The sequence below is a fragment of the Kribbella sp. NPDC004536 genome (genome assembly GCF_042873835.1).
Lineage (GTDB): Bacteria > Actinomycetota > Actinomycetes > Propionibacteriales > Kribbellaceae > Kribbella.
The window spans coordinates 1,908,640-1,935,573 of sequence record NZ_JBIALY010000001.1 but is presented as its reverse complement, the minus strand read 5'-3'; the positions used below and the strand labels follow the sequence as shown (position 1 = coordinate 1,935,573).

The 26,934-nt window shown below is 68.0% G+C and carries 23 protein-coding genes; 15 read left to right on the top strand and 8 right to left on the bottom strand.

What is annotated here, in order from left to right; genetic code table 11:
* The first annotated feature begins 159 nt into the window (after nt 1-159).
* The 4 genes from ACFYRU_RS09555 to ACFYRU_RS09540 all read left to right on the top strand — a co-directional run bounded on the left by ACFYRU_RS09555 (nt 160) and on the right by ACFYRU_RS09540 (nt 4,056).
* Nucleotides 160-885 carry a GntR family transcriptional regulator gene (locus tag ACFYRU_RS09555; protein WP_387655219.1) on the top strand — a complete coding sequence of 242 codons (726 nt, stop codon included), beginning with the start codon at nt 160-162 and terminating at the stop codon, nt 883-885.
* Entirely contained in the window at nt 882-2,198 is a 1,317-nt protein-coding gene (locus ACFYRU_RS09550; RefSeq protein ID WP_387655216.1) for a nitrate/nitrite transporter, read from the top strand. Before ACFYRU_RS09555 ends, ACFYRU_RS09550 begins: the two co-directional genes overlap by 4 nt.
* Before the next feature lie 74 nt (nt 2,199-2,272).
* Nucleotides 2,273-3,253: an ATP-binding cassette domain-containing protein gene (locus tag ACFYRU_RS09545; RefSeq protein ID WP_387655213.1), complete on the top strand. Its 981-nt coding sequence runs from the start codon at nt 2,273-2,275 to the stop codon at nt 3,251-3,253.
* Nucleotides 3,250-4,056, top strand: coding sequence for an ABC transporter permease (locus ACFYRU_RS09540; RefSeq protein WP_387655211.1), 807 nt, complete (start codon nt 3,250-3,252; stop codon nt 4,054-4,056). Before ACFYRU_RS09545 ends, ACFYRU_RS09540 begins: the two co-directional genes overlap by 4 nt.
* Nucleotides 4,057-4,060: 4 nt before the next feature.
* On the opposite strand, the gene ACFYRU_RS09535 is transcribed toward ACFYRU_RS09540, so the two are convergent.
* On the bottom strand, nt 4,061-4,378 hold the full coding sequence (locus ACFYRU_RS09535) for an ArsR/SmtB family transcription factor (RefSeq protein WP_387655208.1): 318 nt from the start codon (nt 4,376-4,378) through the stop codon (nt 4,061-4,063).
* Between the two features lie 71 nt (nt 4,379-4,449).
* Between ACFYRU_RS09535 and ACFYRU_RS09530 the strand changes: the two genes are divergently transcribed.
* Nucleotides 4,450-5,601 carry an MFS transporter gene (locus ACFYRU_RS09530; RefSeq protein ID WP_387655205.1) on the top strand — a complete coding sequence of 384 codons (1,152 nt, stop codon included), beginning with the start codon at nt 4,450-4,452 and terminating at the stop codon, nt 5,599-5,601.
* Here the strand turns inward: ACFYRU_RS09530 and ACFYRU_RS09525 are convergent.
* Nucleotides 5,588-6,940: a serine hydrolase domain-containing protein gene (locus ACFYRU_RS09525; RefSeq protein ID WP_387655202.1), complete on the bottom strand. Its 1,353-nt coding sequence runs from the start codon at nt 6,938-6,940 to the stop codon at nt 5,588-5,590. The two genes, ACFYRU_RS09530 and ACFYRU_RS09525, sit on opposite strands and share 14 nt — an antisense overlap.
* An 85-nt stretch (nt 6,941-7,025) precedes the next feature.
* Here ACFYRU_RS09525 and ACFYRU_RS09520 point away from each other — a divergent pair, with 85 nt between their 5' ends.
* Nucleotides 7,026-10,259, top strand: coding sequence for a BTAD domain-containing putative transcriptional regulator (locus ACFYRU_RS09520; RefSeq protein ID WP_387655200.1), 3,234 nt, complete (start codon nt 7,026-7,028; stop codon nt 10,257-10,259).
* Here the strand turns inward: ACFYRU_RS09520 and ACFYRU_RS09515 are convergent.
* Both ACFYRU_RS09515 and ACFYRU_RS09510 read right to left on the bottom strand, forming a co-directional pair.
* A complete protein-coding gene (locus ACFYRU_RS09515) occupies nt 10,256-10,882 on the bottom strand; it encodes a TetR/AcrR family transcriptional regulator (RefSeq protein WP_387655197.1) in 627 nt (208 codons plus the stop codon). The genes ACFYRU_RS09520 and ACFYRU_RS09515 overlap by 4 nt on opposite strands.
* Nucleotides 10,883-10,953: 71 nt before the next feature.
* Nucleotides 10,954-11,475: a DinB family protein gene (locus tag ACFYRU_RS09510; protein WP_387655194.1), complete on the bottom strand. Its 522-nt coding sequence runs from the start codon at nt 11,473-11,475 to the stop codon at nt 10,954-10,956.
* 100 nt (nt 11,476-11,575) lie between these two features.
* Here ACFYRU_RS09510 and ACFYRU_RS09505 point away from each other — a divergent pair, with 100 nt between their 5' ends.
* A complete protein-coding gene (locus ACFYRU_RS09505; protein WP_387655191.1) occupies nt 11,576-12,259 on the top strand; it encodes a hypothetical protein in 684 nt (227 codons plus the stop codon).
* 330 nt (nt 12,260-12,589) lie between these two features.
* Here the strand turns inward: ACFYRU_RS09505 and paaK are convergent, their stop codons facing one another.
* The 3 genes from paaK to paaI are packed head-to-tail and all read right to left on the bottom strand — an operon-like array spanning nt 12,590 to nt 15,513.
* Nucleotides 12,590-13,864, bottom strand: a complete 1,275-nt coding sequence (gene paaK / locus ACFYRU_RS09500) for a phenylacetate--CoA ligase PaaK (protein WP_387655189.1) — start codon at nt 13,862-13,864, stop codon at nt 12,590-12,592.
* Between the two features lie 30 nt (nt 13,865-13,894).
* Nucleotides 13,895-15,094, bottom strand: a complete 1,200-nt coding sequence (pcaF, locus tag ACFYRU_RS09495; protein WP_387655188.1) for a 3-oxoadipyl-CoA thiolase — start codon at nt 15,092-15,094, stop codon at nt 13,895-13,897.
* Nucleotides 15,091-15,513, bottom strand: a complete 423-nt coding sequence (paaI, locus tag ACFYRU_RS09490; RefSeq protein ID WP_387655186.1) for a hydroxyphenylacetyl-CoA thioesterase PaaI — start codon at nt 15,511-15,513, stop codon at nt 15,091-15,093. Before paaI ends, pcaF begins: the two co-directional genes overlap by 4 nt.
* A gap of 64 nt (nt 15,514-15,577) precedes the next feature.
* Between paaI and paaN the strand changes: the two genes are divergently transcribed.
* The 6 genes from paaN to ACFYRU_RS09460 all read left to right on the top strand — a co-directional run bounded on the left by paaN (nt 15,578) and on the right by ACFYRU_RS09460 (nt 23,254).
* Nucleotides 15,578-17,248 carry a phenylacetic acid degradation protein PaaN gene (paaN, locus tag ACFYRU_RS09485; protein ID WP_387655183.1) on the top strand — a complete coding sequence of 557 codons (1,671 nt, stop codon included), beginning with the start codon at nt 15,578-15,580 and terminating at the stop codon, nt 17,246-17,248.
* 129 nt (nt 17,249-17,377) lie between these two features.
* The gene (gene lanKC, locus ACFYRU_RS09480; protein WP_387655182.1) at nt 17,378-19,927 is read left to right on the top strand and encodes a class III lanthionine synthetase LanKC; all 2,550 of its coding nucleotides are present in this window, start codon (nt 17,378-17,380) and stop codon (nt 19,925-19,927) included.
* Nucleotides 19,928-20,214: 287 nt separating this feature from the next.
* Nucleotides 20,215-21,582, top strand: a complete 1,368-nt coding sequence (locus ACFYRU_RS09475) for a serine hydrolase domain-containing protein (RefSeq protein WP_387655179.1) — start codon at nt 20,215-20,217, stop codon at nt 21,580-21,582.
* Entirely contained in the window at nt 21,579-22,097 is a 519-nt protein-coding gene (locus tag ACFYRU_RS09470) for a flavin reductase family protein (RefSeq protein WP_387655176.1), read from the top strand. The genes ACFYRU_RS09475 and ACFYRU_RS09470 overlap by 4 nt, the downstream gene beginning before the upstream one ends.
* Before the next feature lie 42 nt (nt 22,098-22,139).
* On the top strand, nt 22,140-22,703 hold the full coding sequence (locus ACFYRU_RS09465; protein WP_387655174.1) for a TetR/AcrR family transcriptional regulator: 564 nt from the start codon (nt 22,140-22,142) through the stop codon (nt 22,701-22,703).
* Entirely contained in the window at nt 22,700-23,254 is a 555-nt protein-coding gene (locus ACFYRU_RS09460; protein ID WP_387655171.1) for a hypothetical protein, read from the top strand. Before ACFYRU_RS09465 ends, ACFYRU_RS09460 begins: the two co-directional genes overlap by 4 nt.
* A 1-nt stretch (nt 23,255) precedes the next feature.
* Here ACFYRU_RS09460 and ACFYRU_RS09455 read toward each other — a convergent pair whose 3' ends face one another.
* Nucleotides 23,256-24,335 carry a hypothetical protein gene (locus ACFYRU_RS09455; RefSeq protein WP_387655168.1) on the bottom strand — a complete coding sequence of 360 codons (1,080 nt, stop codon included), beginning with the start codon at nt 24,333-24,335 and terminating at the stop codon, nt 23,256-23,258.
* A gap of 96 nt (nt 24,336-24,431) precedes the next feature.
* Here ACFYRU_RS09455 and ACFYRU_RS09450 point away from each other — a divergent pair, with 96 nt between their 5' ends.
* A complete protein-coding gene (locus tag ACFYRU_RS09450) occupies nt 24,432-25,463 on the top strand; it encodes a zinc-dependent alcohol dehydrogenase family protein (RefSeq protein WP_387655166.1) in 1,032 nt (343 codons plus the stop codon).
* A gap of 222 nt (nt 25,464-25,685) precedes the next feature.
* Entirely contained in the window at nt 25,686-26,933 is a 1,248-nt protein-coding gene (locus ACFYRU_RS09445) for an ABC transporter substrate-binding protein (RefSeq protein ID WP_387655163.1), read from the top strand.
* Nucleotide 26,934: the final 1 nt, after the last annotated feature.

The following is a 26,934-nucleotide window of genomic DNA, read 5'->3' as shown; positions in this document are numbered from 1 at the left end:
CAGGGGAAACCCTGCATGCAGCGGCCAGATCACGCTCAGTTGCCCACACGCTGTGGATCCACCTGTGGATAACTTGGGGAATAACTCGCTTCGACAGTGGATTACCTGTGCATGTAAGATAGATACAACAGAGATACGAGTCGTATGGGTGGGAGTGCAGTGACAGGCGGGGACGCGGCGAACGACGCGTTGGTATTGGGTGACGAGACCGCGGAGATCGCGCGGGTGGTGGTCGAGGCGGCGCCGGGGGTGGACAAGATCCCCGCGGCCGAGCGTGTGTACGCGTACGTGAAGGCCGCCATCCTGGACCGGACGTACCCAGGTGGCGAGCTGCTCACCGAGGGTGAGCTGGCGACCGCGGTCGGTGTTTCCCGTACGCCGGTCCGCGAGGCCCTGCTCCGGCTCGAGGAATCCGGGCTGGTCAAGCTCTACCCGAAGAAGGGCGCCCTCGTCCTGCCGGTGCTGCCGCAGGAGATCGAGGACGTGCTCGAGGCCCGCGAGCTGATCGAGACGCATGCAGCCGCCAAGGTCTGGCCGCGCCGCAAACAGCTGATCGAGGCGCTGACCGAGCGCGTCGACGAGATGCGCGCGCACCGCAAGGCCGGCGACGCGAAGAGCTTCCTGGAGGCCGACCGGGCCTTCCACGAGGCGATCGTCGATGCCGCAGGCAACCAAATCCTGGCCAAGCTCTACAACAGCCTCCGGGACCGTCAGGTCCGGATGGGTGTGCCCGGGATCGAGGTCCAGCCGGCCCGGATGGACAAGTCGATCACCGCGCACCAGGAGATGATCGAGGCACTCGGCGGTAACAGCGTGAAGCGCTTCCGTGAGCTCGTCATCGCCCACATCGAGACCGCCGCGACGGATCTGCGGGGCACGCGGTGAACGAACTTCGCTACCCCCTGGGCGGACGGCGTGCCTGGGCAGTGTGGGCCATTGCTGTCCTCACGTACCTCGTCACCGTCCTGCACCGCGGCTCCATGAGCGTGGCCGGCCTACAGGCCGCAGAACGCTTCCACATCTCCGCATCGGCACTGGCGAGCTTCACCGTCGTCCAGTTGACGGTGTACGCCGCCATGCAGGTCCCCGTCGGCGTACTACTCGACCGGTACGGCTCCAAGCGCCTCCTGATCGCTGCGTCCGCTCTGCTGTTCGTAGCGCAGTCCGCGTTTAGCATGGTCAACTCGTACCCCGCCGCGCTCGCAGCCCGAGCAGTACTAGGTGTCGGTGACGCGCTGGTGTTCATCAGCGTGCTGCGCGTGGTCATGTCCTGGTTCCCCGCGCTACGTCAGCCAGTGATGTCGCAGGCGACAGGAATGCTCGGTGGGCTCGGCGCGATCATGTCGACAGTCCCGATGGCTGCGGCGTTCCATGCGTTCGGCTGGACGCCCACGTTCGCCGCTGCATCCGTACTGAGCCTGGTGACCGGCGTACTAGTACTACTGCTCGTCAAGAACACCCCGTACGACGAACCGCTCCGCCGCGCCAAGCAGCCGCTCCATGAGGTCAAGAAGAACCTGCGCCGCGCCTGGAACGAACCGGGCACACGGCTCGGTCTGTGGACGCACTTCACCACAAGCTTCTCCGGCAGTACGTTCGGCCTGCTCTGGGGCTACCCGTTCCTCGTACAGGGACAGGGGGTCGCCCCAACGACCGCTGCGGCCATGCTGATCATCCCCGTACTGGCAGGCCTCTGCTACGGACCCCTGGTCGGTCGGTACGCCGCCAAGTTCCCGTTCTACCGCTCATGGATCGTGCTGGCGGTCATCGCGGGCTCTGTAGTGATGTGGACCGTCGTACTGCTGTGGCCGGGCCGTGCACCGATGCCCGTACTGCTGGCACTCATCGTCGTACAAGCCGCCGGCGGCCCGGGTTCGATGCTCGGACTCGACTACGCCCGTACGTTCAACCCCGCCACGCGGTTCGGTGCCGCGAACGGGATGGTCAACACCGGCGGGTTCATCGCGACGCTGCTCTGCATCGGAATGGTCGGCGTACTGCTGGACGCTTCCTCCGGCGGCGCTCCGCAGGCGATCGGTGACTTCAAGTTCGCGCTGGCCTTCCAGTACGTACTGTGGGCGATCGGCACGCGGCAGATCCTCAAGTACCGGCGCAGGGCACGCGGCAACCTCGCGCGCTACAACCCCGAGGCGTACCAAGCCCTGCTGGCGAACCAGATCGTCCCGCTGAAGGGCTGAGACAGCGGCGTGCCAGGCCCGTGCCAGCACGCCAGGAGACGGTAGTCCCAGCACATCAAGCTGGGAGGAACCCCATGACCACAACGAACCAGGTCGCCATCGAGGCGGTCGGTCTGGTCAAGAAATATGGCAGTACAACGGCGCTTGCCGGCGTCGACCTGACCGTGCCGACGGGTACGGTCCTCGGGGTCCTCGGCCCGAACGGCGCCGGCAAGACGACCGCCGTCCGCATCCTCGGCACGCTGCTCCGGCCGGACGCCGGGCACGCGACCGTCGGCGGGCACGACGTGGTCCGCGAGGCCGGGAAGGTCCGCGGCATCATCGGCCTGACCGGGCAGTACGCGTCGGTCGACGAGGACATGTCCGGTCGCCGCAACCTGATCATGATCGGCCGGTTGCTCGGGTACTCCCGGCCGCAGGCGCGGAGCAAGGCGGACGAACTGCTGGAGCGGTTCGAGCTGACCGACGCCGGCGACCGGACCGCGAAGACGTACTCCGGCGGTATGCGCCGAAGGCTCGACCTGGCCGCGAGCCTGGTCGGCAACCCGAGCATCCTGTACCTGGACGAGCCCACCACCGGCCTCGACCCGCACGCCCGCAACGGCGTCTGGGAGACGGTCCGGAACCTGGTCCTCGACGGTACGACGGTGCTGCTCACGACGCAGTACCTCGAAGAGGCCGACGCGCTGGCCGACTCGATCGTGGTGTTCGACAAGGGCGCCGTGGTCGCGAACGGGCGACCCGCGGAGCTGAAGGCCCAAGCCGGCCGGCAGTCCCTCGACGTACGCCCGGCTGAGCCGTCGCACATCGAGCGGGTCGCCGCGATCGTCGCCGAATCCGTCGGTACCCGGCCGACCGTCGACGTGGTGAACGCCCTCGTCAGCGTGCCGGTCACGGACGGTTCGTCGATGCCGGTCGTCGTACGGCGGCTGGACGAGGCCGGGATCGCGGTGACCGAGTTGTCGCTGCGGCTGCCCAGCCTGGACGAGGTGTTCCTGGCGCTGACCGGTCACACCACCGAAGAGCCGAAGATCCTGGAAGGAGCGGGCCGATGACCACCGCGACACTTGAAGTACCCGTGCATCGGTCGCGGCCGTTCGCCTGGGTGCAGCAGAGCCTGACGCTGGCCTGGCGCAACATCATCCGGATCAAGCAGAACCCCGAAGCCCTGGCGGACGTGACGTTCCAGCCGATCATCTTCCTGGCGTTGTTCCTGTTCGTGTTCGGCGGGGCGATCTCGCAGGGTGGCGGCTGGCGCGGGTACCTGCCGACGCTGCTGCCGGGCCTGCTGGTGCAGACCGTCGTGTTCGCGACGATGGGTACCGGGGTCGGCCTGAACGACGACTTCGCGAAGGGCGTCTTCGACCGGTTCCGCAGCCTCCCGATCGCCCGGATCTCGCCGCTGATCGGCGCGGTGCTCGGCGACGCCGTCCGGTACTCGCTGTCGATCGTGATCCTGATGGCGAGCGGTTTCGTGCTCGGCTTCCGGTTCCACAACGGGGTCGGCTACGGCCTGCTGGCGATGCTGATCGTGCTGCTGTTCGCGCTGTCGATGTGCTGGATCTGGGTGTGGCTCGGCCTGACCCTGAAGACCGCGCAAGGCGTGCAGGGCGTCGCGTTCCTGGTGATGTTCCCGCTCACCTTCGGCAGCAACATCTTCGTACCGGCCTCGACCCTGCCCGGCTTCCTGCAAGCCTTCGTCAAGGTCAGCCCGATCACCTACCTGGTGGACACCGAACGGGCCTTGATGGGCGGCGGCGCCCTCCAGAAGCCACTCCTGATCACCCTCGCCTGGATGGTCGGCCTGGTCGCAGTCTTCGCCCCCCTGGCAATCCGCGCCTACCGCCGCCGTACCTGAGGAATCAGCTCGCCTTCACCAGTTCGAGCAGGCCAGGGAAGCGTCGGTCGAGGTCGTCGACGCGGACCTGGCTGCGGCGCTCCAGGCCGTACTGCCGCTGCCGGGTCACGCCCGCCTCGCGGAGCACCTTGAAGTGATGCGTGAGCGTCGACTTCGGCCGGTCGAACCCGAACCAGCCGCAGGTGTGGTCGAACGCGTCCGACTCGAGCAGCAGCCGGCGCACGATCTCCATCCGCAGCGGATCGCTCAACGCCGCGAACACCTGCTCCAACTGGATCTCGTCCACCGCGGGCTCCGGCAGCGGCTCCGGCAACGAAGACATCTCATCCTCCTAAGTACGACTTTCATCGTACTACGTGCTAAGTTCGAAAAAAGTCGTACTTAGGAGGAGTCGTGACTCGTTGGGTGTGGTTGGCGGCCTGGCCGGTTGCCGCGGTCTTCGTACTGTCGAACGCCGCGACGCCGTTGTACGTCGTCTGGCAGCGGGACATCGGCTTCTCGAAAGGCACGCTGACCGTGGTCTTCGCGTGCTACATCGTCGGTCTGCTCGGCTCGCTGCTGATCTCGGGCGTCGTCTCCGACCGGGTCGGGCGCAAGCTCGTCCTGCTGCCTGCACTAGGGCTCGCACTGGCCGCGTGTGCCGTCTTCGCCGCGGCGACCAGTGTCGTGATGCTGATGCTGGCGCGGTTGCTCACCGGTGTCGCGGTCGGCGCAGTCGTCTCGGCCGGGATGGCCGCGGTGACCGACGTCGGCCGGAACCACAAGGTCCTGGCCGCACTGCTCGCGTCCTGCGCGATGGTCCTCGGCGCGGGTACCGGCCCGCTCCTGGCCGGGGTTCTCTCCGAGACCCTGCCCGGTCCGACGGTCACGGTGTTCGTCGTGGAAGCGGTGCTGGTCGCGTCCGCGGTCGTCGTTGTACTGCGGCTGCCGATCGAGCGTCCGCCGTACCGTTCGGGCGCGTGGATCCGCGTGCCCGGCGTGCCGTACGGAGTCGGCCGGCGGCTGCTGATGGGGATCGCGGTGTTCGCGCCGGGCATCACCGGGACCTCGTTCGTGCTGTCGCTCGGACCTTCGCTGCTGTCAGGTCTGCTCGGTACGACGAGCCGGATCGTCGCAGGCGCTGTGGCGTTCACGATGTTCCTGACCGCGACCGGGGTGCAGTTCGCCGTCCGGCGGTTGCCGCGTCGGCGGATCCTCCTGCTCGGAGCGGTCGGTACGAGTCTCGGCATGATCGCGCTGATCGTAGCCGTGCACGCGTCCTCCGTGACCGCGTTGGTCGCCGCGGCGCTACTGGCGGGTGCCGGTCAGGGACTGGGACAGTTGGGTGGTTTGTCGCTGCTCAACTCGTCGGTTCCGCCGGAACGGCTGGCCGAGGCGAACGCCGCGCTGAACGTCGGCGGCTACATTCCCGCCGGCCTGCTCCCGGTCTCGGCAGGGTACCTCACGGACGCGGTCGGGCTGACCACCGGCACGACCGCGTTCGCCTCGGTGTTGCTGGCGTTCGCGGTGGCCGGTGGTCTGACCGTTGCCGTCAGCCGGGGTTGATCTCTGCGAAGGACAGCGGTTCGCGGGTGCAGAGGTAGGTTGCCCAGTGCAACTTTGTGGGGTGGCCGGCTGGGTCGCGGGTGATCGTCAGCAGCTCCCCGGTCTCGCGGCCGGAGACGGTTCGGTATGTGTCTTCGGAGACGCGTTCGAAGACGGCCGGGGACTGGTATTCGGCGGCTGCGGGGGACTTAGCCTCGAGTACGCCCTGCTTCACCGAGAAGACGAACGGGGAGCCCTCGGTGAACCACGTGCCGAGTACGCCGGACAGTTCCTCGGGCACTGACGTACCCGGGACCCAGGCCTCCGGCGGCAGCGGGTCGTCCTCCAGGACCTTGATGATCAGGTCGGTCGCCAGCGCGCTCGGGGCCGGTGACGAGGTGGCGCCGAACAGCGCGATTCCCGCCGTACCGGAGGAGCGGTCGACGAACGTCGAGGTGATGTGGCCAGGCATGCCGCCGTCGTGGCCGACGAACAGCCGGTCACCGCGGCGCAGCAGCATGAACCCGAGCCCGAAGGCGAGCTGCCAACGGTCCACGTCGGCCATGATCTGCACCTGGCACATCTCTTCCAGGGTGTCCTTCGACAGCACCTCGTCGACCGGGTCCGCGACGAACATCGCCCACTTGGCCAGGTCGGCGGCCGTCGATGCCAGCCCGCCGCAGGCGTCCATCGCGCCGATGTCCAGCAACGGCTCACGCACCGGTACGTCGGAGAACGGCGGTACGTAGTACCCGGTCTGCGCCGGGCCGCCGTCCATCCCGACCGTCGTGCGCCGCATCTCCAGCGGGTCGAGGATCCGCGCCTTCACCGAGTCGTACCAGGACCGGCCGTCCAGCCGCGCGACGATCTCGCCGAGCAGCGAGAAGACGAGGTTCGAGTAGTGGAACTTGTGGTGCGGCTTGCCGATCCGCTCGGCCGCGTTCCAGCCCGGGACGAGCTCTTCGCGGGACGGGAACTTCATCAGGTCCCACACGTCGCCGACCGGCTCACGCTGCATGCCGCTGGCGTGGCTGAGCATCTGCCGAACGGTGATGCCCTCGTGCTTGCTGTCGGGGATCAGGCGCTCGATCGGGTCGTCCAGGCTGAGCTTGCCCTCGTCGCGCAGTGCCATGATCGCGACCGCGGTCAGCGTCTTGCTCTGCGACGCGATCAGGAACTGCGAATCGGCCGTTGGCGGTACGCCGGGACTATCCAGATCCGCCGATCCGGCCCCGTAGGACCAGGCCAGCGTCCCGGCGCGGGCGACAGCGCCCACCACGCCGGGCACTCGGCCCTTGGACTGACGTTCACTGACGATTCGGGAGAGCGCGAGCTGTGTCTGCGCGGCGATTTCAGTCACGAACCCCGACCTTAAGCCGCCGGATGACAAAAGGCACGGGTGTTTGGTCGGCAGGATGTGCGAGGCTGGTGGAGTGCGCATAGCGGTGCTTGGGCCTCTCGCGATGTGGGCGGCCGACGGGACTCCGCTCGACATCCGCGGCGTACGTCTGCGTGGGCTGCTCGCGCGGCTGGCACTGAGCGCGGGACGGCCGGTCAGTGTGGAGACGCTGGTCGACGGTCTGTGGGGCAGCGAGGCGCCCAGCGCGAACGCACTGCAGTCGCTGGTGTCGCGGCTCCGGGCGAGTCTGCCGGCCACCGAATCGAGCATCTCGGTCCAGTCCGGCCCGGCCGGTTACACGCTGACGATCGGTCCGGACTGCGTCGACGCCCTCCAGTTCGAGGAACTCGTACGGCGGGGTCGGGCGCTGCTCACGTCCGACCCGGAGCAGGCGCACGTACTGCTCACGCAGGCCGACAAGCTCTGGCGTGGTGAGGCGCTGACCGACCTGCGGGACATCCCGTTCGCAGCGGTCGAGGCGGACCGCCTGACCGAGCTGCGAATGGCCGGCGCGGAGGACCTCGCGGAGGCGGCCGTCAGCTGCGGCCAGGCCCGCGACCGGATCGCCGACCTCGAACACCTCGCCGCAACGCATCCGCTCCGCGAACGCGTCCACGAGCTGCTCATTCGCGCCCTGTACGCCGACGGCCGCCAGGCGGAGGCGCTGACGGCGTACGAACGTATCCGGACCACCCTGGCCGACGAGCTCGGTGCCGACCCGGGAAGTCGGCTGCGAGACCTGCACGTCTCCGTACTACGTGGTGACGCGGTCGACCCAACCCCGAAGAGCACTGCCATTCCGGCTCCGGCCCCGTCGGCACCGCGTAGCAACCTGCGGGCTCCGCTGACGAGCTTTGTGGGGCGCCGTGACGACGTGGCCGAGCTCAAACGGCTGCTGAGCAACGGGACCCGCCTGGTCACCATGGTCGGCCCAGGCGGCGCCGGCAAGACCAGACTGGCCACCGAGACCGGCAGGACTCTCGTCGATCAGTCCGGCGACGGCATCTGGTTCGTGGAGCTGGCACCACTGGGTGACGCAGCAGATGTAGCACCCGCGGTCCTTTCCACACTCGGCGCAAGTGAGTTCGTAGACCTGGCACCGGCGCGCTTTGCGCCCAAGCACATCCCCACGAGCCGTGCGGCGACACAGCGGCTCGTAGAGGTGATCGGCGACCGCCGCATCCTGTTGGTGTTCGACAACTGCGAGCACCTCGTCCAGGAGGTCGCAGGGCTTGTCGACTCGTTGCTGGCGTCCTGCCCGCGGCTACGGGTGCTGACGACCAGCCGTGAGCCGTTGAGCATTCCTGGTGAACACCTGCACCCCGTTGGACCGCTAGGGCTGCCGCCAGAAGACACCGTGCCCGACGACTACCCGGCGATGCAGCTGTTCGTCGACCGTGCTCGCGCAGTACGCCCTGACTTCCAGCTGACCGACGCCAACCGCCAGGCGGTCGCGGAGATCTGCCGGCGGCTCGACGGCATGCCCCTGGCGATCGAGCTGGCCGCAGCGCGTCTGCGGGCACTCACGCCGCCGCAGATCGTGGACCGGCTGGCCGACCGCTTCCGGCTGCTCACCAGCGGTTCACGCACGGCCCTGCCGCGCCACCAGACCCTGCGGGCCGTAGTCGAGTGGAGCTGGGACCTGCTGGACCCGGACGAGCAGGCGGTCGCCCGACGGCTGTCCTTGTTCTCCGGCGGCGCCACCCTCGACGCGGCCGAGCAGATCTGCAGCGACGCGACGATCCCCGCGGAATCCGTGCTGGGCGTGCTCGCATCGCTTGTCGACAAGTCGCTCGTCGAAGCCGCTGCCGACGAAAGGTCCGTGCGGTACCGGATGCTCGAGACGGTCCGCGCGTACGGCGCCGAGCAGCTGAACGCGTCCGGTGAGTACGACCGCTTCCGCCGGGCGCACACGGCGTACTTCAGCCGGATGCTCCGCAAGGCGCGGCCGAAACTGCGGACCGGCGAGCAGATCGAGTGGATCGCCCGGCTGACCGCCGACAACGAGAACCTGATCGACGCGCTCCGGACCGCGATCGACACCCGCTCCGCGCGGATCGCCGTCCAGATGGTCGCCGTTCTCGGTGAGTACTGGACGATGAGCGGCCGCCCGGCCGAGGCCGTCAACTGGATGCAGGCCGCACTCGCCGTACCGGGTCCGACCGTGCCGCTGGACAAGGCCGAGGCGCTGTACCTGCTCGCGCTCGGGCGGATGTCGACCAGCGAGGACGCCGCCAAGTCGTTCCAGCAGGCGATCCGCGGTCTCGCCACGGTGCGCTGGATGACCCGCAAGCACCGGATCCTCGTCGACTCCGGCATCGGGCTGTTCACGAACGCGGTCTGGGCCGCGATCCGCCGGGACAAGGCGACATGTTTCGCCGAGCTGGAGGCGGCGGGCCGGCACGAGGATCCCTGGATCCGGAACATGGGCGTGATGACGAGCGCGATGTTCCGCGAGAACGAGGGCGAGGTCGACGAGATGGCGGCCAACCTCGCGGTCGCGCTGGCCGGCTTCCGCGAGCTCGGCGACCGGTTCGGTACGTCGATGGCGCTGCGCGGGCTGGCCGGCTACCAGGCCAACAGCGGGGATCACGCCGCCGCACTGGAGTCGCTGGTCGAGGCGCTCCGGCTGATCGAGGAACTCGGTACGACCGAAGGCGTCGCCCAACTGCTCGGCAGTTGTGCGATGAGCCGGGTCGAGCTCGAGGACTACGACGGCGCCCGCGCGGACCTGGAGCGGGCGCTCCGGCTGTCCGAGGAGACGGGTTCGCGCGGCGGCGAGGCGATGTCGTACATGGGTCTGTCCAAGGTCGAGTTCCGGCTCGGCCGGGTTGACGAGGCGCGTGAGCTCGCGGAGCGCGCCTACGCGACGCTCGACCTCGAGGCCGAGCGGATGGCGCCGCACGGCCAGGCCGTGATGCTCGGACACCTGAGCCGGGTCTACGCGGCCATCGGCGACGTCGCGAAGGCTCAGGACTTCGCCCGGCAGGCGATCGGACTCGCGCTCGGCACCGAGGACATGCCGATCGCGGCGGCCGTCGTCGAGATCGGCCTGCACGCCGACCTGCTGACCAGCAGGCCCGAGGAGATCGCGCGGCTGCTCGGTCTGACCTCCACGCTGCGGGGCCTGCGGACGATCCCGGACGCCGATGTCCAGCGGCTCGTCGACGAACTCCGCGATGCCCTGGGCAACGAAGCGTACGAGGCGACGTACGCGGTCGGCGCCGCCGTACCGCGCGACGAAGCGCTCGCCGAGATCCGCAAACGCTACGTCGACTAGGCCGTTATCAGCTGGACGGCAAGCTCCCGTAGCGAGTTCTGGACCTTCTGTTCCGGGGGCCGCGGGTCGGCCAGCATCCAGTCGTGGACGACCGCGTTCACCGCGCCGAAGAACGCGAGCGCGAGGAACCGGAAGTCCTTGCGCTTGATCTCGCCGCGTTCGACCGCGGTGTCGCCGAGGTCGCGGACGTTGCCGATCAGCAGTTCCCGGAACGCCTTGCGCTGCTCCTCGACCGCCGGGCTGGTGCCGACCACTTCGACGAACGAGATCCGGGCCCGCCGGAGGTCGGTCATGATGGTCCGCAGGTACGAGTCGACGGCCGCGGCGATCCGCTCCCGGACCGGCTTGTCGGCGGTCCGGCGGAGCGCGTCCCCGGTACTGCGGACGGCCAGCTCGATCACCTGCGCATGCACCGCGAGCAGTACGGCTTCCTTGTTCTGGAACTCGTGGTAGAAGTGCCGGGTGGACACTTTCGCCTGTGTACACAGGCGTTCCACGGATGTCGCCGGATATCCTTCGGTCCCGAAGAGTTCGAGCGCGGCAGCCAGCAGCCGTTCCCGGCGCGCGGCCTTCCACTCCTCGACTGACCGCCCGGAATAACGGCGTACGGAGGGTTCCCTCATCACACCTCTTGTCGCTACCCCGTGCCAGATGCCGGACATCCTATCCACCCCTCGGCGCAGGCGTAACCGGGTTACTCGACCTTGGTATATCCCTTCGTACCGTCGAGGAGTTCGCGGATGATGTCGAGGTGGCCGACGTGGCGGGCGGTCTCCTCGATCATGTGGCACAGGACGTACCGCAAAGAAGCTGCCTTGTCAGCGGGTTGGCCTACTTCGACGGTCTCCAGCGGCAGGTCGGCGATGGTGGCGTTGGAGCGCCGGCACTCCTCGTCGTACTCGTCCAGCAGTTGCGCGAGCGGTACGTCGTCGACGAACATCTCGGCGTCGACGTGCGCGCCCTCGACCCACGGCGTCTGCCCGGTGTCCGGGACGCCGGCGACCCCCAGCTGGAACCACGAGTACTCGACCCAGCGCAGGTGCGCGACCAGGCCGGCCGGGGTCATCAGCGGTGAGGTGGGTACGACGTTGCGGTGGGCATCCGCCTCGGTCAGGCCGGTGCACTTCATCCGTACGAACGAACGCTGCAGGTCGAGCCATCCGGTCAGTTGGGTGCGTTCGTCGGCGGTCAGCGGTGGGCGTTCTACGTCGGTCATGGACTACTTCTAGGGCGTGGTTCCGCCCGGAGCAACCCAATTCGGCCGGTGAGGTGGCATGCTCGTCGCGTCGGCGACCGCCTTTGGTGAGGGGTGAGACGTGGATCCGCGGTTCGACCTGCCCTTGTACACGCGCGCCGAGGTCGCGCTCCACCTCGGGCTGCCGGCCACCACGCTCGGCGACTGGCTGCGGTCCGGTGCACTGGAGGCGCGCAGTGGGGGACGTGGCGAGCCGACGATCACGTTCGCCGGGCTGGTGGAGACGCACATGCTGCGGCATCTGCGCCGTACCGGGCTGTCCCTGCACGCGATCGGCGAGGCCGCGGTCGCGCTCCGCTCGCGGGCCGGCCGCCGGTATCCGCTGGCCTGGTCCGGGCTGGCCCACGACGGCCGTGACCTGCTGGTCGAGATCGCCGCCGAGGGCCGCGAGCCGGGCTGGGAACGGATCCGCGACAGCCAGGGCGGCTTCCCCGGCGTCCTGCGCCGCGGCTCGGCCGCGATCGGCTGGTCCGACGACGGGTACGCCGGAACGCTGCGGCTGGTGATCTACCACGACATCGACGTGATCGTGGACCCCGAACGCGCGTACGGGCGCCCGTTGGTCGACGATGTGCCGGTCGAGGACGTCATCGACGAGGTCCGCACCGGCGCCTCCTACCGCGACATCGCCACCAAGTTCAACCTCGAGGACTTCGAGGTCGAAGCCCTCGTCCGCCCGCACATCCGCCCACCCGCCTTCCGCAAACCCCACCCCCGCGACCCGCAGGCCGAAGCACTGCTGTGACGTAAGAACGGGTAGTGGTCGGCACCCACCGCCCCAACGCCCGCGGCGCCGCCCAACGGCCGGCGGGGCGGGAGCAGGGGGGAGCGGCGCGGCGGAGCGGAGCGGCGGGGCGGAGGGGCGGGGCGGCGCGGCGGGGCGGAGCGGTGGGGCGGAGCGGCGGGCGGAGCGGGGCAGAGCGGCGGGCGGAGCGGCGGGGCGGCGCGGCGGAGCGGCGGGGTGGGGCGGAGCGGGGCAGAGCGGCGGGCGGAGCGGCGGGGCGGCGCGGCGGGGTGGGGCGGAGCGGCGGGGTGGGGGAGCGGGCGGCACCAGTACCCGTTCTTCGGTACGCCTCTACCGGTTGTCGCGGATGCGTTTGGCTTTGCCCAGGGAGCGTTCGAGGGCGTGGGGGGCTACTACCTCGACGGTGGCGGTGACGCCTACTCGGTCCTTGATGCGGCGGGACAGGGTGGTGGCGGCGGTGGTGCGGTCCGCGAGGTCGGGGGCGGCTTCGACCTGGACGGTGAGTTCGTCGAGGCGGTGCGGGCGGGTGAGGACGCAGAGGTAGTGCGGGGTGAGGCCCTCGACCAGCAGGATCTGTTCCTCGATCTGGGTGGGGAAGACGTTCACACCACGGACGATCATCATGTCGTCGGTCCGGCCGGTGATCTTCTCCATCCGGCGCATCCCGGGACGCGCGGTGCCGGGCAGCAGCCGGGTCAGGTCGCGGGTGCGGTAGCGCAGTACCGGGAACGCTTCCTTCGTCAGTGTGGTGAAGACCAGTTCGCCCTCGGAGCCGTCGGGGAGTACCTCGCCGGTGACCGGGTCGATGATCTCCGGGTAGAAGTGGTCCTCCCAGATGTGCAGGCCGTCCTTGGTCTCGACGCATTCCTGCGCGACACCCGGGCCCATCACCTCGGACAGCCCGTAGATGTCGACGGCGTGGATCCCGGTCCGGTCCTCCACCTCGGTACGCATCGCCTCGGTCCACGGCTCGGCACCGAAGATCCCGATCCGCAGCGAGGTGTCCCGCGGATCGAGGCCCCGGCTTTCCAGTTCGTCGACGATCGACAGGAAGTACGACGGGGTCACCATGATGATCCGCGCGCCGAAGTCACGCAGCAGATCCACCTGCCGCTCGGTCATACCGCCGGAGACCGGTACGACGGTGCACCCGAGCCGCTCGGCGCCGTAATGCGCACCCAGCCCGCCCGTGAACAGCCCGTACCCATAAGCGACGTGGCAAACGTCCCCCGCACGCCCACCAGCGGCCCGGATCGACCGCGCCATCAGATCGGCCCAGTTGTCCAGATCCCGCCGCGTGTACCCAACCACAGTCGGCCGCCCGGTCGTACCCGAAGACGCATGCACGCGCACCACCTCAGTTCGAGGCACCGCAAACATCCCGAACGGGTAGTTGTCCCGCAAGTCCTTCTTGGCCGTGAACGGCAGCCGCGAGAGATCCGCCAGCGACTGCAGATCGCCGGGCTTGAAGTCGATCGCATCCAACGCGGCACGATAGTGCGGCACGTTCTCGTACGCCCGTCGTGCGGTTGCCTGCAGCAACGACAGCTGGCGCGACCGGAGTTCGTCGACGGACAGCTGTTCGCCGGCGTCTCGCAACTCCACAGGACAAGCCTCACCGAGCATGGATGACTCCTAGGGACGGGTGAGCAGCGTCGCGATGCCCTGGCCGACGCCGATACACATGGTGGCCAGCGCGTACCGGGCGTCGCGGTGGCGAAGCTCGAGTGCGGCCGTGAGCGCGAGCCGGGCGCCGGACATCCCCAGCGGGTGGCCGAGCGCGATGGCGCCGCCGTTCGGGTTGACGTGCTCGGCGTCGTCGGGCAGCCCGAGTTCCCGCAGTACGGCGAGCGACTGCGACGCGAAGGCCTCGTTCAACTCGATCACCTCGATGTCGGACAACGCGACACCGGTCCGCTCGAGCAGCTTCCGGGTCGCGGGCGCCGGCCCGATCCCCATGATCCGCGGCGGCACCCCAGTGGCAGCGGTCCCGACAACCCGAGCAATCGGCGTGACCCCGTACCGCTCCACGGCCTCCCCGCTCATCACCAGCAAAGCCGCCGCCCCGTCATTCACCCCCGAGGCGTTCCCAGCCGTGACGGTTCCAGGCGATCGGAACGGAGTCTTCAACCCAGCAAGAGCTTCGAGCGACGTCTCCCGCGGATGCTCGTCGGCGTCAACGGTCGTCACCGAACGCTTCCCGGGTACGTCGACAGAGACGATCTCCTCCGCCAACCGTCCATTGGCCTGCGCCTTGGCGGCCCGCTGCTGCGACCGCAACGCGAACAGATCCTGATCCGCACGCGAGATCGAGAACTCAGCAGCAACGTTCTCCGCGGTCTCGGGCATCGAGTCGATCCCGTACTGCGACTTCAGCACGGGATTCACGAACCGCCACCCGATCGTGGTGTCGAACACCTCCACCTGCCGGGAGAAGGCGGTCGTTGCCTTAGGCATCACGAACGGCGCCCGCGACATCGACTCCACGCCACCGGCGACCACGATGTCGTTGTCTCCGGCAATGATCGAGCGAGCCGCGTACGCCACCGCGTCCAGCCCGGACCCGCACAGCCGGTTGATCGTCGTACCGGGCACGGAGTCGGGCAGACCCGCGAGCAGTACCGCCATCCGCGCGACGTTCCGGTTGTCCTCGCCGGCCTGGTTCGCGCAGCCGAGGATCACGTCGTCGATCCGCGCCGGGTCGAGCGCGGTCCGGTTCAGCAACGACGAGATCACGTGCGCGGCCAGGTCGTCGGGCCGGACCGCCGACAGCGCACCGCCGTACCGCCCGATCGGGGTCCGGACGCCGTCCACCAAGAACGCCTCGCGGGTCATGCTTCCTCCGAAACAATCGTTCCTTGCAGTTGCCGGCTGCGGCCGCGGAACTCGGCGATCACCTCGTCGCCGCGGGTGACCGTGATGTCGTAGATCCCGTTCCGGCCGAAGGTCGTTCGCTCCGAAGCCGAAGCGACCAGTACGTCGCCGCGCCGCGCCGGTGCGACGAAGACGATGTCGCAGGCCTGCGCGACGGTGACCCGGTTGCGCGAGTTGCACGCGAACGCGAACGCGGAGTCGGCCAGACTGAACACGAATCCACCATGCGCGATCCCGTGCCCGTTGACCATGTCCGCGCGTACCGTCATCTCCAGCCGCGCGGTCCCCTCGCCGACGTCGACGAGCTTCATCCCGAGCCCGGCGCTGGCGGTGTCCTCCGCCCACATCGCCGCCGCGACCCGAGCCGCCAAGTCACTCACAGGCCACCTCAAAGTCTTGTGACACCCTGGTACCAGTTGCGCCATTGACTGTAACATCGCAGTCATGACCACGGACCTGCTCTCCTCCCACCGTGAGCGCCTCGACGGCGCACTGAAGGCGATCCACGACCGCGGCTACCACTCGGCGTTCCCCGAGTCGCCGAGCCCCCGGGTGTACGGCGAGACCGCGGCCGCCGACGGCAAGGCGGCCTTCGAGGCCCATCTGGGTACGGCGTACGCGCTCGACATCCCCGGTGCGCGCGGCACGGTCGTGACCGAGCAGTCGCCGTACGGGATCGCGATGGACGTCGCGTACCCGCGGGTGGTCGAGGACGGCCTGGACGAGCTGCTCGCCGCCGCCCAGCAGGGCCTCGCGGACTGGCGGCGGGCCGGGATCGACGGGCGGACCGGGGTCACGCTGGAGATCCTCGACCGGCTGCACAAGCGGGTGTTCGAGCTCGCGAACGCGGTCCAGCACACCAGCGGCCAGGCGTTCGTGATGGCGTTCCAGGCCGGCGGCGCGCACGCGCTGGACCGGGCGCTGGAGGCGGTCGCGTACGCGTACGAGGAGATGAACCGCTACCCGGCGACCGCGACCTGGGAGAAGCCCGCGAAGGGCGACCCGATCCGGATGGAGAAGACGTTCACCGTCACCGGCCGCGGCGTCGCCCTGGTGATCGGCTGCAACACGTTCCCGACCTGGAACTCGTGGCCCGGCCTGTTCGCGTCGCTGGTCACCGGCAACGCCGTCGTGGTGAAGCCGCACCCGCTCGCGGTCCTGCCGCTGGCGATCACTGTCGAGGTCTGCCGCGAGGTGCTCGCCGAGGCCGGCTTCGACCCGAACCTGGTCACCCTGGCGACCGAACGCGCGGGTGACGGCCTGGCCAAGCCGCTGGCCCAGCGCCCCGAGGTGAAGTTGATCGACTTCACCGGCGGCAGCGAGTTCGGCGAATGGCTCGAGCAGAACGCGACGCAGGCGACCGTCTTCACCGAGAAGGCCGGCGTGAACGCGGTCATCGTCGACTCCACCGACTCCTTCAAGGCGCTCTGCAACAACCTCGCTTTCACCCTGAGCCTGTACTCGGGCCAGATGTGCACCACCACCCAGAACCTCTTCGTCCCCGCCGGTGGGATCGAGACCGACGAGGGCCACAAGTCCTTCGAGGAGGTCGGCGCCGCGCTCGCCACCTCGATCGGCAAGCTGCTCGGGGACGACGCCCGCGCGGTCGAGATCCTCGGCGGCATCGTCAACCAGGCCGTGATCAGCCGTCTCGAGCTCGCCCCGGAGTACGGCGAGGTCGTCCTGGAGTCCCGCGCGATCCAGCACCCGGCCTTCCCGGACGCGGTCGTCCGTACGCCGCTGCTGGTCGCGATCGACTCCGACGACGCCGACGTGTACCGGCGGGAGTGCTTCGGCCCGGTGTCGTTCCTGGTGAAGACGGCCGACACCGCGCAGTCGATCGAGCTGTTCCGGTCCACCGTGACCGAGGGTGGCGCGATGACCGCGGGGATCTACTCGACCGACCCGAAGATCCTCGACGAGGCCCGGGACGCGGCTCTCGACGCCGGCGTCGCCCTGTCCGAGAACCTGACCGGCCCGGTGTTCGTGAATCAATCGGCTGCTTTCAGCGATTTCCACGGCACCGGGGCCAATCCGGCGGCCAACGCGACATACACCGACGGCGCATACGTTGCGAGTCGCTTCCGCGTCATTCAGTCCAGACGCCATATCTGACCTGCGCGCGCTCTGCGCGTCAGAGGCGAATCAGCTGTGTCTCAGCAGGTGCCCCGAGGATAAGGCCCGCACCGTGGCCTAGATCCTGGGAGTGACAAACGACAATGCTGGTTCTGTGTGGGGTCCGGCATGGATAATCGGTACGCCGACTATTGCATGGTCGACCGAATCTTTTATGACTCGCCCGCTCGTCGGGTCGAGGTAACGGGATTCAGGGCGGCTGCTGAGCCGTTGCCGCGCAGTTGGATGTCCAGGACCGTGCGCGACTGGATTGTCTACGAGCCCAAAGGCCTTACGCTGCCGCGGCAGGGCTGGAAGATTCACGTCTCAGCATGTCTGGACAATGCGGAGAACGTACTGGAGATCGTCTGGTCATACTGCATTTCCCGGGGTATCGCGTTCAAGCATCTGCGCGATGCCGATGCATTGCACGTGAACAACTCCAAGAGTGCGAACCGAGCTGCGAGCGGCAAGTTTGTCACCATCTACCCGGAGGACGAAGAGAGTCTTCGGTGGATCCTGGAAGAACTTGGGCGCCGACTGGAGGGCCAGCCCGGCCCGTACATTCTCAGCGATCTCCGCTGGGGGACAGGTCCGCTTTATGTCCGTTACGGCGGCTTTGTCGCGGAGTTCGAGACGTTCGACCTAGGCGTCCCGGAGCCCGCGATCCGGCGCCCGGGCGGACAGCTGGTTCCGGATCGACGCAAGCCGAGCTTCAGCCTTCCCGACTGGGTGGAGCTGCCTGGCTTTCTCCTCCCGCACCTCGACGCTCGCAAGGCTCGCGTCGACCTGCCGTACCGCATTGAGGAAGCGCTGCAGTTCTCCAACAGCGGTGGGGTCTACGTCGGCGTTCATCACGAGACCGGGGAAAGAGTCGTGCTGAAGGAGGCGAGACCTCACGCCGGGCTGGACAGGGCCGGCGTCGACGCGGTCGGCCGCCTGGAGCGTGAGCGTTCGATCCTCGAGCATCTCCGCGACTTGAGCTGCGTGCCGTCGGTGCGCGACTACCTTGTTGCCGGAGATCACCATTTCCTGGTGCTCGAACACATCGAGGGTCAGCCGCTCAACAAGCTGCACGGTGCCAGACTCCCACTCAACGGCCGTTCCACCGACGAACGGTCGCTGGCGGATTACACGAAGTGGGCTCGGCAGATCATTGCGGACGTCGAGCACAACATGTCCATGTTGTGGCAGAACGGCGTCGTGTTCGGTGACCTGCACACGAACAACATCATGGTGCGCCCTGATGGGCGGACCGTGATTCTGGACTTCGAAACGGCAAGCTTCCTCGATGAGAACCATCGGCCGGCGTTGGCGACACCCGGTTTTGCCGCCCCAGCCGATCGCCGCGGAGTCGACCGGGACGTCTACGCGCTCGCCTGCCTCCGGCTGGCGATGTTCCTGCCGCTGACCACGCTGATCCCGCTCGACCCGGAGAAGGCAGCAGAACTCGCTGCCGAGATCGGACGGACATATCCGATTCCACCGCGCTACTTCGACGAGGCGATCAGCCGAATTGTCGGCCGGCCGATCCAAACCGATTTCGACCCGGGGCGCGCGCATCCGAGCCGGGCACTTCGCGACATGAAGTGGCAGCAGGCGAGCCGCAGTATGGTCGGCGCGATTCTGGCAAGCGCGACTCCCGGGCGTGACGACCGTCTGTTTCCAGGCGACATCGAACAGTTCAGCTCTGGTGGACTCAACATCGCCCACGGCGCGGCCGGTGTCCTGTACGCAGTGTCAGCAGCAACTGGCGATAGCGATCCAGCGCATGAACGGTGGCTCCTCGACCGGGCGTTCGCAGATCCCGACGCAAAGCCGGGCTTCTACGATGGCCTGCACGGGGTGGCATACGTACTCGAGTACCTTGGCTACCGCGATGAGGCATTGTCGCTGATCGAGAAATGCACTCCGGAGCAATGGCAACACCTCGGAACGGACCTTTCAGGTGGGCTCGCGGGTATTGGGTTGAACCTGCTCCACTTCGGCAGGTTGACGGGCGATCCAGCCATCCTTGCTGCGGCATCCCAGGTCGGTTCTGCGATCGCGTCGCGGGTCGGTAGTTCGACCCAAGTCGGTCTGATGCACGGATCAAGCGGCGTCGCACTGTTCTTTGTCAGACTTTTCGAGCAGACCGGAGGCGGCGGCTATTTGGAGCTCGCCGCATCCGCGATTGATCAGGACTTGCAGCGCTGCATCACGGCGGGCGACGGATCCTTGCAGGTCGACGATGGATGGCGAACCTTGCCGTATCTGGCCGGCGGCAGCGTCGGTATTGGCCTTGTGCTTCAAGAGTTCCTGAAGCAGCGACCGAACGAGCGCTATTCGGATGCCTTGGACCAGATCGCACTCGGTGCGCAATCGGAATATTATGCACAACCGGGATTGTTCAACGGCCGCGCGGGAATGTTGCTGTTCCATGCCGGTCTGCGTTCTTCGAAGAATGCGATCCCGTCTCCGCAATCGGTCAAGCAAGCTCGCCGGCTTTCCTGGCATGCCGTCGATTACAACGGCCGGATGGCCTTTCCGGGCGAGCATCTGCACCGACTGTCGATGGATCTGGCGACCGGAACAGCGGGGGTTTTGCTGGCACTGGCCGCTGTTACCGGCCGCCCGGGCGCATCGCTTCCCTTTTTGTCCCCTCGGACGGCAGTTGAGGCTCCGGCATCGCACCGGTGATGGCCGGTCTGCTCTGACAAGAGGAGGTGAAACACCATGGCACTTCTCGACCTTCAGGAGCTTGAGGTCACCGACCGCGAGTCCACTCGATTCCTGAGCTACATGAGCTGGTACCCGTGCACTGGTATGTGAGTTAGCTGAGCCAGAGGCTGGTCCCGAGGGGCGCGCGGTTGCGTGTGGGGCCAGCCTCTGTTCATGGTGATACACACGGTGCTGAGTTGCTCCTGAAGCGGCGTTGGCAGACCCTGATGCGGAAGCTTCATCCGCCGACCGTCCAGGAGACAGCCGTGACGCAGAATCTGACCGAGGTACTCGCCTACTACGACAGCTGGCTGGCGTTCAACCAGCGCTACCAGCGGGTCCCGGGCGTTCAGGCCGCGGTCTATGCCGGGGACGGCGTCGTGTTCTCCAAGGCTTACGGCCGTGCCGACGTGGAGAACGACGTGCCGCTGACCGACCAGCACCTGTTCCGGATCGCGTCGCATTCGAAGACGTTCACCGGGACCGCTGTGTTCCAGTTGGTCGAGCAGGGCCGGCTGCGGCTGGACGACAAGGCGGCGCAGCACGTCACCGAGATCGTCGGTACGCCGGCCGGTGAGCGGACCGTCCGCGAACTGCTCGCGCACGCCGGTGGCATCACCCGGGACAGCGGCGACGCCGACTGGTGGCAGCTGGCGACGGCGTTCCCGGACCGCGACCAGCTCCTGGCCGTACTGCGGAACGACACGTCCGCGGTGATCCCGGAGAACGAGCGGTTCAAGTACTCGAACATCGGCTACGGCCTGCTCGGGCTCGTTGTCGAGGCGGCCAGCGGTCTGTCGTACAACGAGTACGTCCAGAGCGCGATCGTGGACAAGCTCGGGTTGGCCGGGCTCGGTCCGGAGCTGGACCCGAAGCGGCTCTCGGAGTACGCCGCCGGCTACAGCGCGCTGGCGTACGCCGACACCCGCGTACCGATCGAGCATGTGGACACCCGCGCGCTGGCTTCGGCGACCGGGTTCTTCGGTAACGCCCACGACCTGGTCACGTACTTCTCCGCGCACCTGCCCGGCGACGACCGGCTGCTGTCGGACAAGTCGAAGCGCGAGATGCAGCACCCGCTGTGGACGACCGGCAGCGACGAGAAGGCGCGGTACGGCCTCGGCATGGCGGTCACCAAGGTCGGCGACCGGGAGGTCTTCGGACACGGCGGTGGGTACCCGGGCCACATCACCCGTACGCTCGTCGACCCGGAGCAGCGCATCGTCGTGTCGGTGCTGACGAACGCGATCGACGGCCCGGCCTCCCAGCTGGCCGAGGGCCTGTTCCGGCTGCTCGACCTCGCCGCCTCGAAGGACCGCGGCGACCAGGACCTGACCCGCTTCACCGGCCGGTTCGCGAACCTGTGGGGCATCACGGACTTCGTCGTACTGGGCGGCCGGCTCTACGCCACCGACCCGTCCGGCCCGAACCCGGCCGACGAGCCCCAGCCGCTCGAGGTCGAAGGCGACGTCGTCCGGGTCTCCGGCGGCAACGGCTACGGCTCGTACGGCGAGGCGTACCAGTTCACGTTCGACCCGAGCGGTGCGGTGACGGAGGTCCGCGGTTCCAGTGGCCTGACCTCGTACCCGCTCGACCGGTTCAGCCTGCCGGAGCGGGTTACCGTGGCGCAGTGACGATTCACGGTGATCACCCGTTCCTCCCGCCCGAGTCCGAGCGGAGCCCGGTACGGCGGTTCCGCGGGCGGCTGCCGTCGCCGGTCGGCTTGTGGACGACGGCGTACGAGGGGAAGCGGGCCGGGCTCACCGTGTCGTCGATGCTGGTCGCGGACGGCGAGCCCGGGTACGTGATCGGGATGCTCGACCCGGACTCGGACCTGTGGGAAACGTTGCGCGAGGCAAGGACCGCGGTGGTGTCGCTGCTCGGCGAACCGCACCGCCAGCTGGCCGACGCGTTCGGGTACGTGGCGCCGGCTCCGGGCGGGCCGTTCCGGCTGATCGACTGGACGGACACCGACTGGGGACCGGCGCCGGTCGGCGTCTCCACCTGGGCCGGCTGCACGCTGGTCGATCCGGACCCGCCCGAGGTCGGCTGGGGCCTGCAGATCCAGCTCGAGATCGTGCACGTCGAGTTCGGCGTGGACGACGTACCGGCCCTGGTCCACCGGCGGGGGCGCTACGCCTCGATCTAATCCGGTTGACGACGGCTGGCTAATGCCATTAGCCTCTGGGCTATGGTTGTTAAAGGGTCGCTGACGCCTGCTGCCGTGGTCGAGGTGGCGCTGGGCATCGTCGACGAGCACGGGCCGGACGGCCTCACGCTCGCCGCCGTCGCACAGGGCTGTGGGGTCGCCACGCCGTCGCTGTACAAGCACGTGGCGAACCTCGGTGAGCTGAAGGCACTCGTCGGGGTCCGGGTGCTGGAGGACATGACCGAGCAGTTCACCGCCGCCGTCCTGGGCATGGGCGGCGACGAGGCCGTCGTCGCGCTCATGCACGCCTATCGCGCCTACGTCGCCGCGCAGCCGAAGCGGTACGCCGCAATGCCGATGGACCCGCTGCACGACCCGGTGCAGGAGGCGGCAGGGAAGAAGCTGGTCGGCGTCATGTACGCCACGCTGCGCGGTTACGGGCTCGAGGGCCCGGCCGCGGTGCATGCCACCCGGCGTCTGCGGGTGCTCGTCCACGGCTTCGCGTCCATCGAGTCGGCAGGCGGCTTCGGCCTGCCCGAGGACCTCGACGAGACCTACGACCAAATCGTCCGGATGTATCTCGCCAGCCTGAGGAACGAATCATGAGGATCCCGCTGTCCGTCGCAGGAGTTCTGTTCCTGCTCTACCCCGCCCTCCGCCCGTGGGAGGACGAGTCGACCACGTCCGGCGCCGCCGCCGCGATGGGCGCCACCGCCTGGGTCGTCGCCCACCTGTGCGCGATGATCGGGTTCATCCTGGTCGCGGTCGCGTTGCTGAACGTCAACCGCACGGCGGCGATCGTGTTCTGGATCGGCGCCGGCCTGACGCTGCCGTACTACGGCGCCGAGGACTTCGGCCTGCACGCGATGGCGCACCAGCCGAACATCCTCGACCTGGCCGAGGACGTGCGCTACAACCCGTTCGCGATGACGATGTTCGGCGTCGGCCTGCTGACCATGGCCGCGGGCGCGATCATCGTCGCGGTCCGGCAGCGCACCGTACCGGCGATCCTGTTCGCGGTCGGGTTCGGCCTGTTCCTGCCCCAGTTCTTCGGCCCGCCCGCCCTGCGCATCGGTCACGGCGTACTGCTCGCCGCCGCCTGCGTCTGGCTCGCCTGGACCGCGAAGCGGGTCGAGAAGATCCCCGTTCCGGCCTGATCTAGTTGGCGCACCGCAACTCGAGAATGCCGAACAAAGAGTTGCTGGTGCCCACCAGGGAAAACTGTTCGGAGGCTGAGCTCTCTCCTGCGGGAACAGGTAGCGGCGTGGCGAGGGAGAGACCGAGATTGTCGTCCTTCGCCAGCCGAACGGTCGTCGGCTGCTGGCCCTTGGCAGTCATCGTGATGTCGGTTGGGCCGCCCGGCGCGTGGTTAGAGGTATTCGCTCGCATCGCGACGCAACCGAGCGTGTTCGGGAAGATGTACGCACCTCCCGTTTGCACGTCCTGCTGAAGGTAGAAGGCACTGCGGCGAGGATCTTCCGCGGCGGAAGGGAATGTGAAGGTTCCGTCTCCGCCGGCGAGAGCTGGCTCGGTGAATGCGCCGCGCCAGACGTAGTGGGCGAACAGTTTGGCTGGGGTGATGCCGGGGCCGTACGGGTATGCCTGGCCGATGACCAGGCGGTAGTAGGACTGCGATCCCGGCCTGGTTGCGTCGATCGTCACCTTGCCTCCGCTGACCGTCCTGGCGGTGGCGATCGTCACCCACGCCTTGGCGGCGGAGTACTGCTGCAGGTACACCGGCGTGTTCACCGCAGGGGCTGGAAGCGCGTGACCCGTGGCGCGGAGAACCCCGTTGTTGGCGTCCGTCGTGCTGATGGAGTCGAGGCTCAGGTATCGGCTGGTGTAGGGGTAGCGGACCGGGCTGTACGCGGCTCGGTACCTGGATGTCCCAGCGAAATAGGTGCGGTAGTCATACGCCGAGAGCTGCCTGACTGAGAACGCGTAGGTCCCAGTGGCGCTCGTGCGGACGTGACTGACTGTCGCGAAGCGGTTCTTCCCATGCGCTGATCGCTGCAGATAAACGGCTACGCCGCGCAGCTTCGTCGAGGTTCCCGTGCGCCAGACGGTGCCGGTCAACTTGATCACGGAGTTGTACACGCCGGACTTCGGCGCGACCAGCGAGACGGAAGTGCGGATCGATCCTGCCGCGCTCGCCGGCTGGGAAGCTCCCGGCAGGACCAAGCCTGCCACTGCCGCGGCAACCGCAACCCCGCCTGCGATCAGGCCTCGTACTCTCATGACACTCCACCCCACAGATCCTTGACACTGCCTGCCGGCAGCCAGGGTCGCCGATACCCCTGAAAATGCGCTGAAGTGGTCCTTTAGTGTGGGTTCATGCGAGCCACGGTGATTCACGGAGCGTTCGACGTACGGCTGGAAGAGCGGCCGGATCCGAAGATCGACGGGCCGGGGGACGCGGTGGTCAAGGTCGTTGCCTCGTGCATCTGTGGCTCCGACCTCTGGCCGTACCGCGGGGAGAACCCGGTGAAGCAGCCGCGGCCGATCGGGCACGAGTTCGTCGGCATCGTCGAGGAGATCGGGTCCGAGGTCCGCACGGTGCGGCCCGGCGACTTCGTGATCGCGCCGTTCGTGGTCAGCGACGGCACCTGCCCGCACTGCCTCGCCGGGTACCAGACCGCCTGCCAGAACCTGGTCGGCTACGGCAGCGCGAAGGCGGACGGCGGGCAGGGGGAGTACGTGAAGCTCCCGTACGCCGACGGCACCTTGGTCGCGACGCCCGAGGTGCCGGACGACTCACTTGTACCGTCGCTCCTCACGCTGTCCGACGTGATGGGTACCGGGTGGCACGCGGCGCGATCGGCGCGGGTGAAGGCCGGTGACACGGTCGTTGTCGTCGGTGACGGTGCGGTCGGGCTCTGCGGCGTACTCGCGGCCTCCCGGATGGGGGCGGCCCGGGTCGTTGCCCTGTCGCGGCATGAGCCTCGGCAGAAGCTGGCGGCGGAGTTCGGTGCCACGGACATCATTTCCGAACGCGGCGACGCGGCGCGGGACGCCGTACTCGAGCTGACCGGCGGGGTCGGCGCTGATGCCGTCCTCGAATGCGTCGGTACGGAGCAGTCGATGACGACCGCGTTCGAGGTCGCGCGGGCCGGCGCGACGGTCGGATTCGTCGGCGTACCGCACGGGGTCGAGGTGCCGATCGGGACCATGTTCGGCCGGAACGTCGGGCTGAACGGCGGCGCCGCGCCGTGCCGGGCGTACCTGCCGGACCTGATGGCCGACGTACTGGCCGGGGAGATCGATCCGGGCCAGGTGTTCGACTCGGAGATCCCGCTCGCGGACGTTGCCGAAGGGTACGCCGCGATGCACGAACGCCGCGCGATCAAGGTCCTGCTGCGCCCCTGAAACTGTGCGCAGTCGCGGTGTTCGAACACCGGATGTGCGCGCTCTCACACTGTCAAGGTGCGCGGGGTCACGGCTGCGCAACGCGCCTGCGCGGAACGTTGACACTCGCGAGTAACCGTTCGAGAGTTGGGCCGTCAAGGGGGCATCGTTGTCACAGGCGGCTCCATCAACGTTGATCGGAGAGTAAACATGCGTGGTGGTCTGAGTAAGACCCTGGCGCTAGTGGGTGCAGCGGGTCTGCTCGCGGTGAGCGCCTGCGGGAACAGCGACAACAGTGGCAGTGGCGGCAACTCGTCGGCGAGCAAGGATGTCACTGTCTTCACCTGGTGGGCAGCTGGTGGCGAGAAGGCCGGTCTGGACGGCCTCGTGTCGGTGTTCGGTACCGAGTGCAAGGACTACAAGTTCGTCAACTCCGCCGTCGCCGGTGGCGCGGGCTCGAACGCCAAGCAGGTGCTGGCGAACGACCTGCAGGCCGGCAAGCCGCCGTCCACGTTCCAGGCGCACGCCGGTGCCGAACTGAAGGACTACATCAACGCCGGCCAGGTCGACGACGTCACCCAGCTGTACAAGGACTACGGGCTGGACAAGGCGTTCCCGCAGAACCTGATCGACAACCTGACCGTGGACGGCAAGATCTACTCGATCCCGGCGAACATCCACCGGGCGAACGTGGTCTGGGCGAACCCGACGGTGCTGAAGAAGGCGAACATCGACGCCACCAAGGCTCCGGCGAACGTCGACGCCTGGATCGCCGACCTGACCAAGCTGAAGGCCGCCGGAGTGGCTGCACCGCTGGCGATCTCCAAGGGCTTCGCGCAGGAGATGCTGGTCGAGGCCGTGCTGCTCGGCGAGCTCGGTGCGGACAAGTTCAAGGGCCTGTGGGACGGCAAGACCGACTGGGCCGGTGGCGACGTGACCGCGGCGCTGAACAAGTACAAGACGCTGCTGACCTTCACCAACACCGACCGCGAGGCGATCGACTGGCCGGACGCGCTGGGCTACGTGAACACCGGCAAGGCCGGCTACACGCTGATGGGTGACTGGGTCGCCGCGCAGCAGCTGTCGGACAAGATCCCGGACTCGGCGTACACGTACTGGCCTGCGCCGGGGACCTCGCAGGACTTCCAGTTCCTCGCCGACTCGTTCACGCTGCCGACCAACGGTGCGGACCCCGACGGTGCGAAGTGCTGGCTGAAGGTCGTCGGTTCGGCCGAGGGCCAGAAGGCGTTCAACACCAAGAAGGGCTCGATCCCGGCCCGTTCGGACGCCGACCCGGCCGACTACCCGAAGTACCAGCAGAGCGCGATGGCGGACTGGAAGAAGGACACGATCGTCCCGTCCTGCGCCCACGGTGCGGCGTGCACGGCCGGTCAGAACAACGACATCCTGTCGGCGTTGAGCCAGTTCAGCGGCAGCCCGGATGTCGGGAAGCTGCAGTCCGCGCTCGGTACCGCGATGAAGACGAGCTGAT